This window comes from Mangrovimonas sp. YM274 (genome assembly GCF_030908385.1).
Classification (GTDB): domain Bacteria; phylum Bacteroidota; class Bacteroidia; order Flavobacteriales; family Flavobacteriaceae; genus Mangrovimonas_A.
The window spans coordinates 1,119,517-1,132,543 of the sequence record NZ_CP133091.1 but is presented as its reverse complement, the minus strand read 5'-3'; the positions used below and the strand labels follow the sequence as shown (position 1 = coordinate 1,132,543).

The window sequence follows — 13,027 nt, the reverse complement described above, 5'->3', positions numbered from 1 at the left end:
GGCCTTGACGCTACTTGCAAATATATTGTTAAATTAAGGCCCTGAGGCTCACCGTCTGAAAATATTCGCATTTGTTTTTATAATTTTACAATGGAAATATTTTTGTAGGTTTGTTCGTTCCTTAATAAAAATGTACCCTCAAGGGGCATTTTCAACTGCAAAAATACTATAAATTGCGACATGAGTAAGGTAAAATATTATTACGATCCAGAAACCCTTTCGTACCGTAAGATAGAGCGCAAAAAACGCACCACCTTCAAGTATGCCCTTGTGTTTCTTTTGGCTGCAGGTCTTTTTGGATTCATCTCCAACTTTATTGCATCCCAGTTTTTTCAATCACCAAAGGAACGTGAGCTTACCCGCGAATTGCAAAATATGGAATTGCAATTTCAACTTTTGAACAAAAAAATGGACGAAGCCCAAGAGGTACTTGCCAATGTTGAGGAGCGGGACAATACCATTTACCGCTTATATTTTGAAGCTAACCCAATTCCAGACGAACAACGGAGAGCTGGTTTTGGTGGGATTAACCGATATAAAGGCCTTGAAGGATTTGATAATTCAAAATTGATAATCGAAACCAGCAAGCGAATGGATATGCTACAAAAACAAATTGTAGTACAATCCAAATCTTTGGATGAAATTGCGGAATTGGCCGCGGATAAAGAAAAGCTTTTGGCCTCCATACCTGCCATCCAGCCAATTAATAATTCGGATTTAACCCGTATGGCCTCTGGTTATGGTTACCGTACCGATCCCTTTACCAAAGTGCGGAAGTTTCACTTTGGCATGGACTTTACCGCTCCAAGGGGGACACCTGTTTACGCTGCAGGAGATGGAAAGGTGATTCGAGCCGACAACCGATCAACCGGTTATGGAAACCATATTAGAATAGACCACGGCTATGGCTATGTGAGCCTTTACGCCCACCTTTACAAATACAACGTTCGCAGAAACCAAAAGGTAAAACGCGGCGACTTGATTGGATTTGTAGGTAGTACCGGAAGGTCTGAAGCGCCCCACTTACATTATGAAGTGTTTAAGGATGATGACCGCATCAATCCTATCAACTTCTATTATGGCAACTTGTCTGCAGAAGAATACAACAAACTTCTGGAGAAAGCCTCTTTGGAAAACCAATCTTTAGATTAATATATTATGCATATCAATCTTCCTGAAAAGCGCTACTACAGTATAGGAGAAGTCGCCAAAGCTTTCAATGTAAACGCCTCTTTAATTAGATTTTGGGAAAAAGAATTTGACGTTATTAAGCCTAAAAAGAATGCCAAGGGCAACCGAAAATTCACCCCAGAAGACATCAATAACCTCAAGTTTATCTACCATTTGGTAAAAGAACGTGGCTTTACCTTGGAAGGCGCAAAGACCCATTTGAAAGAAGAACGCCAAAAATCCCTGAGTACCTTTGAAATAATTAGTAAATTAGAGGGCATCAAAGCCCAACTAATAAAAATCAAGAATCAACTTTAAAACACACTATTATGAAAAAGTGGCTTATTCCGGTAATTATTATCGTTCTAGTAGCATTATGGGGATTTAATATTAATAATACTGCAGTAGATTTACAGGAATCAACAAGAAAAACTTGGGGAGACGTTGAAAGCGCCTACCAACGTCGGAATGACCTTATTGGCAATTTGGTAAAAACCGTTCAGGGCGCTGCCGATTTTGAGCGTGGAACCTTAACAGACGTTATTGAAGCCCGTGCTAAGGCAACTTCCACCACTATAGACCCTTCTAATATTACTCCCGAAAGCTTGGAAGCCTTCCAACAAGCTCAAAATGGTTTAAGCAGTGCGCTTTCACGGTTATTGGTTACAGTAGAAAAATACCCTGAACTTAAAGCTAATCAAAACTTTTTAGAACTTCAATCGCAATTGGAGGGGACTGAAAATCGGATTAACGTTGCAAGAGATCGGTTCAATGAAACTGTAGAGCCTTATAACCAATATGTAAGAAAAATGCCTAGAAAACTTATAACAAGTCTCATTGGATTTCATGAAATGGCTTACTATAAAGCCGATGAGGGTAGTGAAAAAGCACCAGATGTAGAATTTGATTTTAAATAAAATGTCTAAGGTAGAAGATTTTCTAACACTAGAAGAGGAGCACGAAATTATAAGCGCTATTCAAGAAGCTGAAAAAAATACCTCAGGAGAAATTCGAATCCACATTGAACGCTCTTGTCCCGTTGATGATTTATTCAAAAGAGCTATGGAAATATTCCATTATTTAAAAATGGACAATACCAAGCAACAAAACGGTGTACTCATTTACGTTGCCGTAGATGACCATAAATTTGTTATATACGGAGATCAAGGAATAAACAATGTTGTTGAAGACGATTTTTGGGATAGCACAAAAAATGTAATGCAGCATCATTTTAAAAATGGTGATTTCAAACAAGGACTAATTGAAGGAGTACTAAAAGCTGGTAAAAAACTGGAAACATTTTTCCCTTGGGATCAGTCCAATACCAATGAACTTCCCGACGACATTTCAAAAGGAGAACTAAAATAATCTGCAACCATGTATAAAACGAATATCCCAAGAACATTTAAAGTGTTTTCTCAAAATCACATTAAATATCTTATATGTATATTCCTATTATTACTCAGTTGCCAATGGAGTTTTGCCCAGTTTGAAATACCTGATACACCACAAAAACAAACAAGCGTTTACGATTACATAAACCTTCTTTCTCCATCTGAAAAAAACACCCTCGAACAAAAACTCATAAAATATTCTGACACTACTTCTACTCAAATCGTAGTAGTAATTATCAAATCTACCGAAGGTGAAAATATCAGATATTTAGGCGCTAGGTGGCTGGAAAAATGGGGAATTGGAGATGCCAATAAGGACAATGGAGTTTTAATTACATTAGCTAGAGATGACAGAAAAATAGACATCAATACAGGCTATGGAGTTGAGCATTTACTAACTGACGCTATGTCCCGAAGAATAATTGAAACAGAATTTATACCTGAATTTAAATCAAATAATTTTTACAACGGTTTAAACAGAGGAACTGATGCCATTTTTAAAGTTCTTGAAGGGGAATATAGAGGATCTAGGCAAGGTGATTCTATGGGCTCAGAACTACCTGTAGGATTCATCCTTTTCATGATAATCATCTTTATTATTTTCCTAATTGCCATTTCAAAAAACAGGCGTGGCGGTGGTGGTTCGGGACGAGGTCCTGGCAACCGTGATGGTTTTGATATTTGGGATGCCATTATTTTAAGTCAAATGGGACGAGGCAGTTATGGTGGTCGCTCTGGAGGAAGCTTCGGAGGTGGTTTTGGAGGAGGAAGTTTCGGTGGCGGTTTCGGAGGTGGTTTCGGTGGCGGCATGGGAGGAGGAGGTGGAGCATCCGGCGGCTGGTAGCTCACAGATTAGAAAAATGAATTTATTACTCTATAACAAACAAGCAGCCTTTTGGCTGCTTGTTTGTTATAAAAGCTCGCTTCTTATTAAAATCCCCCAAAGTCATCTATCTCCCCTTTTTTACCGAGGCTGTTAAATTTCCAACTAAAACTTAACATAAAGTACTGTTGCAATACACTACTCTGCCTATCTTGAATATAATTCTCGGTTGCGGTGCGTTGGGCATTCGTATTTTGATTTAATAGATCATATACTTTCAAGGTGACTGTTCCTTGATCCTTCAATACCGAATAGGCCAAAGTGGAATTCCAAAACCAAGCACTTTTTTGAAATCCGCTAGACACATTGGGATTATAGCTGTATTTTATATCATTGCGCCATTCAAATTTTTTCGGCAAAAAGGTGGCGGTTCTAATCCCCAAATCATGCCTGATAAACTCTTGATCATCGAAGTTCTCAAGATTATAAGTGCTTTTGTTAAAGGTTACTCTATAGTTAGGCTCCAGCTCCATAATATCCTTCCATGTAAATGTAATTCTTGCATTGGGACCAATCGCTCTATTTTTTGCAGCGTATTGCTGATCATTGTTAAAGTTAACCGCTCGCGAAATATTCGTATTGGTTCCCACCCTCAGTCTCAATGTTTTTAAACTATCCATCTTAATGGACTTAGCGTAGCTGGCATCTGCATAGACACGGTAATTTCCATCCACATTTTCATAGGTAGTATACCGAACCAAATCTTCATCGATTACAGACCGTGAAACCACTTGATTTTCGGTAACATTTACGCTTGCATACCCCCAGAAACCAGTTTTCTTTTGAAAGTCAAAACTATTAAAACCACCATAAAAAGAATGCCTGTTAGCCGGCTCCAAGCTTGGATTTCCAGTCACGATATTTAGAGGGTCTGACACATCTTGAAATGGTGACATTTGCGTAATTTGTGGTGGTTGGTTACTTAAATAGTATCCAGAATATATAGAGGATTTAGGACTGAACCTATAGTGAAAACGACCGTTTAATTCTAAGGCTTCAAAGTTTTGCTTTAAGCTCATTTCAGGTCTTAATTCATCGCGGCTTTCCAAAGTCCTAAACACATATCCGGCCTCCATACGCAAAGACCACTTTTCTTTTTGGTACGATAGTCCCAATGAAGGTGTATTTCGCTTATTGCTGTAATTAAAATTGGTACTAAGGTCTTCATTAAAATTTATATAATCTTGAGCGGCATCGTCAAAATCAAAGGTGCTTCTTACATTCTCTCTTGTATCATTTCTTGTGCTGTATTCAAAATTCAAAAACAATGTTTTGGCAATTAAAGGCAACCTATAGGCTATCCTAGCAAAAAGACTTTCAAAATTTTGTTTCCCATCAGAATACTGATCTCTGTCTATGTTTTGGGTATCATCCTCAAACATGGTTTGCGAATTGGAATAATCATCTGTTTCAGTACTATTAAACCCTGTATTCAAATCAAATTTTATAAATGTCCCTTTATTCCCAAAACGTTTGGTTACATTAAAATCATTACTAAAATTTCGACCTGTAGTTTCTACATAAGAGGACGAATTAGAAGCATTAATCAATGCGCCCAACTCATCCAAAGACGATTCATCTCTTGAATAGGTGGTTTGGGATTTCAGTATCCTGAAGGAAGGCCTAACATTAATTAAAAATGTGGAATCAACTTCAATATCAAATTCTAGGTTGGAGCTATGATTGTCTGTGTTGGAATTGGAATTTACATAGGACTCCGTAAAGTACCTTCTATCTGGAAGAATATTTTCCCGCTTGGTAACAATTTCATTATCTGAATTACTGGCAGCCAAAAAATAATCGGCAGACACATCAATTCCTTTCGCCAATTTGTCAGCAAAATTAGCCCCCACGTTGTTGGAAACTGTAATTCCTTCTCCTCCACCAAAACTACGTCCATTGCTTCCAAAAGAGCCATCGCTCCTGATGTACATACTGCCCCCTCCAAACATTTTTTCAATTTCACCAAAACTAAAACCAGGTGAATTGATATTGTTTCCTCCGGCAAGTACACTAATACGTTGGTCATTATCAAATACATTTACAATGCCCGCAAATTCATATCGTTTATCAGTACCTCCTCCCGCGGCTAGTCGACCAAAAACACCTTTATTGTTTTCTTCCTTGATGGTTAAATTGATGGTTTTATTTTCGTTATCACCTTCCTCTCCCGTAAAAGCTTCCGATTTGGTTTTGGTATCTACAATTTGGATTTTTTCAATGATTTCTTTGGTTAAGTTTCGGGTGGTAATGGTAGGATCATCCCCAAAGAAAGGCTTTCCGTTTACCAAAATTTTGTTCACTTCCTTTCCATTTACCTTGATCTTTCCATTTTCATCTACTTCCACTCCCGGAAGTTCTTTCAACAAATCCTCTACGGTAGCATCCTTTTTGGTTTTAAAGGACTTTACATTAAACTCCAAAGTATCTTTTTTGATGGTGATTGGCGCTCGCGACGTAATAACAACCTCCTCCAAAGAATTGGCCGATTCCATAGCTATTTCACCTAAATTAATTGGTGATTTGGAAACGTCAATTTTGGTTTTGTACTCTTCAAGTCCCACATAAGAAATCACCAAATTAAGATGATCATCATACGTTTTTTCCTGAATTTCGAAATATCCATTTTTATCCGAAATCGTGTAGGTTACCAAAGTAGAATCTTGAATACGTTCCAAATATACCGTAGCAGCTTCCAAAGGACTTTTATCATCCTGAGAAACGACAGTTCCAGAGATTTTGAATGAATTTTGGGAATAGCAAATTACAGCACTTAACAGCGCCAAAACACATAGCAATTGTTTCATTGATTGTTTTTTGATTGATGATTGGTTGATTTGTTAAAGAAACGAATACTGACTTAATTTCGTATGTATTTTCTTATTTTTTTAACAAAAAAAGGGCTATGAATATTCAACTCACAGCCCTAAAAATTTTCAAACAATCCTGAAAAATCTATTTTTTACGCATATACACCGTTACTGGCACCCCATGAAAATCGAAATGCTCGCGCAACTGATTTTCCAAAAAGCGTTTGTAAGGTGGTTTAACGTATTGTGGTAAGTTACAGAAAAATGCAAATTGCGGCTGCGGCGTAGGCAACTGCATAATATATTTAATCTTTACATATTTTCCTTTGTAAGCTGGCGGCGGTGTTTGCTCAATAATAGGCAATAACACTTCATTCAACTTACTGGTCTTAATTTTTTTGGAACGGTTATTATATACCTCAACGGCTGTTTCAATAGCCTTGAAGATACGCTGCTTGTTCAATACAGAAATGAACACAATTGGCACATCTGTAAAAGGTTCTATTTCCCTTCTTATCGTTCGTTCAAACTCTTTAGCTGTTTTATTATCCTTCTCCACCAAATCCCACTTGTTCACCAAGATGACAATTCCTTTACGATTACGCTCTGCCAACCAAAAAATATTTTGCACCTGACCGTCAAATCCTCTAGTTGCATCCAACACCAATAAACACACATCGCAATGCTCAATAGCACGAATACTTCGCATCACCGAATAAAACTCCAAATCTTCTTTAACCTTGGATTTTCTTCTAATACCGGCAGTATCCACCAAATTGAATTCAAATCCAAAACGGTTGTATTTGGTATCAATCGCATCTCTGGTAGTTCCCGCAATATCGGTTACGATGTAACGATCCTCACCTATCAAAGCATTGATAAAGGATGACTTTCCGGCATTGGGTCTTCCAACTACAGCAAAACGCGGCAATTCATCTTCCACTACTTCTTCCTCCTTTTCAGGTAAGGCTTCCACAACGGCATCTAGCAAATCTCCCGTTCCACTACCATTAATACTGGCAATGGTAAAATAGTCGCCTAAACCTAGGGCATAAAACTCAACAGCATCTTCGGCGCGCTTGTTATTATCAACTTTATTAACAGCTAAAAACACAGGCTTGTCCACACGGCGCAACAAATTGGCCACGTCTTCATCCATACCCGTAATTCCAGATTCTACATCAACCATAAAAATGATGGCATCGGCCTCATCAATGGCTAACTCTACCTGTCTGTCAATTTCAGCCTCAAAAATATCATCACTCCCTACAACGTAACCACCAGTATCGATTAGCGAAAACTCTCTACCGTTCCAATCCGTTTTTCCATAATGCCTATCTCTTGTTACCCCACTTACGGCATCAACAATAGCTTCTCTACGCTGAATCAGACGATTAAAAAACGTTGATTTTCCAACATTTGGACGTCCTACTATGGCTACTATATTACTCATTTGTAAAAATTTAAGTTTGCAAAGATACTATTAAATTAACAGTTTTTGCTATGATATTTTGTAGGTTTTTAAAACTATAAAAAACAGCACCCTAAAGTGCTGTCTATTTATTTCTGATTATATCCAAAACGCTTGAGCTGCTTTTGGTTAGTCCTCCAGTTTTTATTCACTTTTACATACAATTCCAGATGTACCTGTTTCCCGAAAAACTTCTCCAAATCCTTTCTAGCCTCTATACCCACTCGCTTAAGCGCCGATCCTTTATGACCAATGATAATTCCCTTTTGGGTATCGCGCTCTACCATGATTACAGAACGCATTCTGATGATATCCTCATCTTCGAAGAATTCTTCTGTATCAATTTCAACGGCATAAGGCACTTCTTTTTTATAGTGAAGTAAAATTTTCTCACGAATGGTTTCATTCACAAAGAAACGTTCCGGCTTATCAGTCAACTGATCTTTTGGATAAAACGGTGGTGATTCTGGCAACAATTCAATGATACGGTCAAAAACCTCTTTCACCTGAAAACCTTCCAATGCAGAAATAGGGTAGATTTCTGCATTTGGCACCTTTTCTGCCCATAATTGCACCTGCTCTTCCAACTGTCCTTGATCGGATTTATCGATTTTGTTCAGTAATAACAATACTGGAATGTTTGAGGATTGTATTTTTTTGAAAAACGCTTCATCCTTCAATTCGCGCTCGCCAATTTCCACCATATATAAAAGCACATCGGCATCTTCGAAAGCCGACTTTACAAAATCCATCATGGATTCCTGCAACTCATAGGCTGGTTTAATGATTCCCGGAGTGTCCGACAACACCACCTGAAAATCTTCCCCATTTACAATCCCCAAAATACGGTGTCTTGTAGTTTGCGCCTTGGAAGTGATAATTGACAATTTCTCTCCAATAAAGGCATTCATGAGGGTAGACTTCCCCACATTTGGATTTCCTATGATATTTACAAAACCTGCTTTATGCATCTTATCAATGTAATAATTATTTGGCAAAGTTACGACCTTCCTCTGTTTATTTCGCCAAATTCCACCATTACTTGTATTTTTGTATCTCCAAATGACAACGATCTCATTTTTATGACACTTTATAACATTATCGAACCTACAGCGCAGCAGGTTCCTATTATCATTAGCTCGCCACATTCAGGGACTTTTTTCCCAGAAGATATTGCCTCAAAATTATATCCAGAAAAAGCCAATAATCCGGATGATACCGATTGGTTTATTGACAAATTATACGACTTTGCTCCTACCATGGGCATCACTATGATCACGGCCAACTATAGCCGTTGGGTCATCGACCTCAACAGAACACCGGAAAGCAAACCGCTTTATGATGACGGTCGTGTGATTACAGGATTAGTGACCACTACGAATTTCAATGGAGCTCCTTTGTATCAAGGTGAATTACCTACCCAGGAAGACATCAACTATAGAATCGAAAACTACTACCGTCCGTATCACCAAAAAATTGCTGATTTATTGGAAGACACTAAGCAAAAATTTGGTAAAGCCCTGTTGTTTGATGCGCATTCCATAAGAAAAGTAGTTCCAGGCATCAGAAAAGAAGCTTTCCCCGATTTAATTTTAGGAGACAACGATGAAACCTCAGCTTCCAAAACCATCATAGAAACTGCCATGAACGCCTTGAAAACGGCCAATAAAGATTTGGAGCACAACCACCCATTTAAAGGTGGACACATTACGCGCTCCTTTGGAGATCCTGCCAAAAACATTCACGCGCTTCAATTGGAAATGGCCAAGACTAACTACATGGACGACAGCGAAACCAAGTATCATGAAGAACGTGCCAATGCCACAAGAGCAACCTTAAAACTATTATTTAAAAATCTTATAAATACACTCTAATGCCCACATATATTTTTAAAGGATTATTGACCAATGAAGGTTGGCTTGAAAATGCAGCTGTCACGGTTAATGACCAAGGAATTATTGAATCCATTTCTTCCGAAGCTACTGCAGAAGGAGAAAACGTGAACGGTTATGCCCTACCTGGATTTCAAAACGCCCACTCCCACGCCTTTCAATATGCCATGGCGGGTTTGGCCGAACTCCATGAAGGCACCGGAGTCCCTGACGACTTTTGGAGCTGGAGGACGGCTATGTACAATTTGGCCCTAAGCATGTCCCCTCAACATTTAGAAGATATTGCTGCGATGTTGTATGCCGAAATGGTTCGTCATGGGTATACCGCCGTCGCAGAATTTCATTATCTACACCACGACATCAATGGTGTGCCATATTATAATTTGGCAGAACATGGGGAGCGACTTATTGCTGCGGCTGAAAGAGCTGGCATTAGCATTACCTTAGTGCCAATGTTTTATCAAAAAGGTGGCTTTGGAACACCTGCCGAAGACAAACAAAAGCGCTTTATTTCTCCAACTATTGAAGACTATTACAAACTTTTAGAAAGCTCCAAACAAGCAACCAAAACATACAAAAATGCGTCCTTGGGAATAGGCATTCATTCCTTAAGAGCTGTAGCCCCAAATGACATCATCAGTGTTTGCAAGGATTACAAGAACGATTTGCCATTTCACATTCATGTGTCTGAGCAATTAAAAGAAATTGAGGATTGTGTTGCATTTCACGGAAAACGGCCTGTGGAATGGCTATTGGATAATTGCTCAATGACCGAAAATTTCCATTTGGTACATGCCACACATTTAAACGATCGTGAAGTTGCCGGCATTGCCCAAACCAAAGCCAATGTAGTACTTTGTCCTTCCACTGAAGGCAATTTGGGTGATGGTCTTTTCCGATTCAACGATTTTAAAAATTTGAACGGTCAATGGAGTATTGGTACCGACAGCCACGTAGGATTGAATCCCTATGAAGAACTTCGCATATTAGATTATGGACAGCGCCTAACCACCCACAAACGCAATACCTATTTCCAACCCAATGCCGGAGACAGCGGATTTAATGCTATTGAAATGGCATGGAAAGCTGGCAAAAGAGCCATGGGAGAACATCTAGACAACTTTTTTAAAATAGGACAATCCTTTGATGCGGTAGTTATGGATGCTAAGTCACCATTAGTGGCAACTGCTTCTACAAAACACCTCTGCAATACTTTTGTATACACTAGCGATGTATCCAACATTTTGGGAACTATCATCAATGGAAAATGGGTTGCAAAAAAAGGCATTCATAACAATTTAGAAGACATATCATCTAGATTTGTCAACACCATGAAGGAACTTGGCTCGAGATTATGATGACCTATTCCTTAACCAATAGTTGAGATTGATTATTTGTTGAATAAAACATTACCATATATAATCCAACACTTAATTTAGAAATATCAATAAAAGGTTGTTGATATTGCAACAATCCTTTATGAAGTACCTGCCCCATCATATTCATAATTTGGAATGTGATGGGGTAATTTTTTTTAATGCCCAATATTTCCACTTTCGAGATTCCAGGGTTGGGCACAATTCCCAAATTACCACTCTGGTTAAGGTCTTCCAAACCCAAAGCATTTCCCTCCAAAAAAGTGGACAGATCAATAGCGTGCAGTTGAGGGGCAACTCCCAAAATAGACACCTCCTCATTAACAATATAATAATCCAATCCGTTAGAGGTAGCAATGCCCTCCGCTTGATGCAAAAGTAAATTTAACTCCAACCTTCGCTTATTACCTCCAAAAAAATCGTCTCCATTAAAATCATACAACAGGAAAAGAAAAGGCATCACCAAGTCGTTATACCCTAGAAGGACTACTACTCCAGTATCTTCATAAGCTTCAGCTCCAGTTATCAATCCTTGTACATCATAACTCCCCTCCATTTGAGCTACAAAGGTACCAGGCTTTTTGGGCAATTTATAAACTTTGGTACCGTTACTTATCCATTCTTTAGTAAACAGAAAAATATCCTCTTCAAAAACAATCATAGCCTCACAATCAAAATCTGTATTATTGACACCTTGAGGCGTAAAATCTATTTGATCTGAAAAGGAAAAATTTATAAAATCCATGTTAGGATTCCCTGCCTCTAATGAGGTTTTACTAATTCTTATAATCTTAAGATCGGTGCGATTACCGTTGACATTGTTTCCAAAATCTCCCAGATAAACGTAATTCTCATCCTGGGCAATGTCTTCCCAATCAATATTTTCAACCGAGGCAAGCGCTATACTAGACAAAAGCGCCCCACTGCTTGGATTTATTTCATACAGATTGTTGTCGGCACTATCATTATGAGTCCACAAAGAATTCATCCAATACATAAGTCCAGAAGCCTCCTCCAAAGACGAATCCAGAACAATGCTACTTTCAGGACTAACAATGCTTGTGTCATAAGTACAACTTCCATCATTTTGCACGGCTTGAGCATCATAATTATTCGCTAAAGGGTCCGTGCATCCCGTTTGCCCAAATCCTTTCATTATTCCAAATACAATAACAATTATTTTAACAATTTCCTGAAGCCTCATAATATTTCACTTTCCTTCAAAGATATTGATTTAAAACAACTTAAATAACTGAAAAACAATTAGTTAACCAAAACCACCCCTATCTACTTTACTCACATCCTTTATAATTTTGGCGATAAAACCTTATTATACCCCATGAATTCAAGTAGTGGCCCGTTTATCAGTAACAGAATAAACTTTTAGAATAAAAAAACGAGACTTGGAATAACAGAAAAAAATTTAAAATTAAGTATTGAAGTATTCATTACAGAAATCGACACAATAGTTTTAGGATTGATATCTTAAAAGTTGATTTGCATAAAAGAAGACATATTTTCTTTGAAAATCCACCAAAGCAACGCAACCTTACAACACTTTCCACATCTTACTAAAAAATTCACAATGCAACAAAGAGTCTTTAAGTGGTGTTTCACCATAGTACTTTTACTTGTCATTAGCGCCTGCTGTAGTGATGATGATTCCCCTGCTCCATCAACAAATTGCGATCAAGTAACCATGATTAGTTCAGAACTATTCATGACGGCACCAGCCGACCCCTTAATTATTCACAGTATGGAGATTGACGATAATTGCCTACAAATTAGTTTTAGTGCCAGTGGTTGCGATGGCAATTCTTGGGAAACAATGCTCGTGGACTCTGAGGTTATCATGGAATCCAATCCTCCCCAAAGAAACCTAAGGTTATCCTTAAAAAATCTAGAGCTTTGCGATGCAGTAATATCGAAAACTATTTCTTTTGAAATCTCCAACCTTCAAGTGGATGGCGACCAAGTTTTGCTTACCATTGCCAATTCCGGCGATGAGGCTCTCTACTCTTATTAACGGAT

General features: G+C 38.3%; 12 protein-coding genes. 8 read left to right on the top strand and 4 right to left on the bottom strand.

All coding sequences use genetic code 11. The features are described 5' to 3' along the window. The first annotated feature begins 180 nt into the window (after positions 1-180). Genes RBH95_RS04920 through RBH95_RS04900 form a run of 5 tightly spaced genes read left to right on the top strand, consistent with a single transcriptional unit; the run spans position 181 to position 3,408 of the window. Positions 181-1,152, top strand: a complete 972-nt coding sequence (locus RBH95_RS04920) for a M23 family metallopeptidase (protein WP_307901595.1) — start codon at positions 181-183, stop codon at positions 1,150-1,152. Positions 1,153-1,158: 6 nt separating this feature from the next. Beyond that, the gene (locus RBH95_RS04915) at positions 1,159-1,488 is read left to right on the top strand and encodes a MerR family transcriptional regulator (protein ID WP_053977374.1); all 330 of its coding nucleotides are present in this window, start codon (positions 1,159-1,161) and stop codon (positions 1,486-1,488) included. Positions 1,489-1,499: 11 nt separating this feature from the next. Then, on the top strand, positions 1,500-2,087 hold the full coding sequence (locus tag RBH95_RS04910) for a LemA family protein (protein WP_307901594.1): 588 nt from the start codon (positions 1,500-1,502) through the stop codon (positions 2,085-2,087). Position 2,088: 1 nt separating this feature from the next. Further along, entirely contained in the window at positions 2,089-2,538 is a 450-nt protein-coding gene (locus tag RBH95_RS04905; RefSeq protein WP_307901593.1) for a TPM domain-containing protein, read from the top strand. 9 nt (positions 2,539-2,547) lie between these two features. Beyond that, entirely contained in the window at positions 2,548-3,408 is an 861-nt protein-coding gene (locus RBH95_RS04900; RefSeq protein WP_307901592.1) for a YgcG family protein, read from the top strand. A gap of 86 nt (positions 3,409-3,494) precedes the next feature. Here the strand turns inward: RBH95_RS04900 and RBH95_RS04895 are convergent, their stop codons facing one another. The 3 genes from RBH95_RS04895 to era all read right to left on the bottom strand — a co-directional run bounded on the left by RBH95_RS04895 (position 3,495) and on the right by era (position 8,699). Continuing rightward, positions 3,495-6,254 carry a TonB-dependent receptor gene (locus RBH95_RS04895; protein ID WP_307901591.1) on the bottom strand — a complete coding sequence of 920 codons (2,760 nt, stop codon included), beginning with the start codon at positions 6,252-6,254 and terminating at the stop codon, positions 3,495-3,497. Positions 6,255-6,402: 148 nt separating this feature from the next. Beyond that, positions 6,403-7,710, bottom strand: a complete 1,308-nt coding sequence (gene der, locus RBH95_RS04890) for a ribosome biogenesis GTPase Der (protein WP_307901590.1) — start codon at positions 7,708-7,710, stop codon at positions 6,403-6,405. A gap of 107 nt (positions 7,711-7,817) precedes the next feature. After that, complete coding sequence (gene era / locus RBH95_RS04885) at positions 7,818-8,699, bottom strand: GTPase Era (protein WP_307901589.1); 882 nt, start codon at positions 8,697-8,699, stop codon at positions 7,818-7,820. Between era and RBH95_RS04880 the strand changes: the two genes are divergently transcribed. Together RBH95_RS04880 and hutF are read left to right on the top strand one after the other, a co-directional pair. After that, a complete protein-coding gene (locus tag RBH95_RS04880; RefSeq protein ID WP_307901588.1) occupies positions 8,694-9,602 on the top strand; it encodes an N-formylglutamate amidohydrolase in 909 nt (302 codons plus the stop codon). The genes era and RBH95_RS04880 overlap by 6 nt on opposite strands. Continuing rightward, positions 9,602-10,978 carry a formimidoylglutamate deiminase gene (gene hutF / locus RBH95_RS04875; protein ID WP_307901587.1) on the top strand — a complete coding sequence of 459 codons (1,377 nt, stop codon included), beginning with the start codon at positions 9,602-9,604 and terminating at the stop codon, positions 10,976-10,978. The genes RBH95_RS04880 and hutF overlap by 1 nt, the downstream gene beginning before the upstream one ends. A 4-nt stretch (positions 10,979-10,982) precedes the next feature. On the opposite strand, the gene RBH95_RS04870 is transcribed toward hutF, so the two are convergent. Beyond that, positions 10,983-12,200 carry a T9SS type A sorting domain-containing protein gene (locus tag RBH95_RS04870; RefSeq protein WP_307901586.1) on the bottom strand — a complete coding sequence of 406 codons (1,218 nt, stop codon included), beginning with the start codon at positions 12,198-12,200 and terminating at the stop codon, positions 10,983-10,985. A gap of 381 nt (positions 12,201-12,581) precedes the next feature. On the opposite strand from RBH95_RS04870, the gene RBH95_RS04865 reads away from it, so the two are divergent. Continuing rightward, complete coding sequence (locus RBH95_RS04865) at positions 12,582-13,022, top strand: hypothetical protein (protein WP_307901585.1); 441 nt, start codon at positions 12,582-12,584, stop codon at positions 13,020-13,022. Positions 13,023-13,027: the final 5 nt, after the last annotated feature.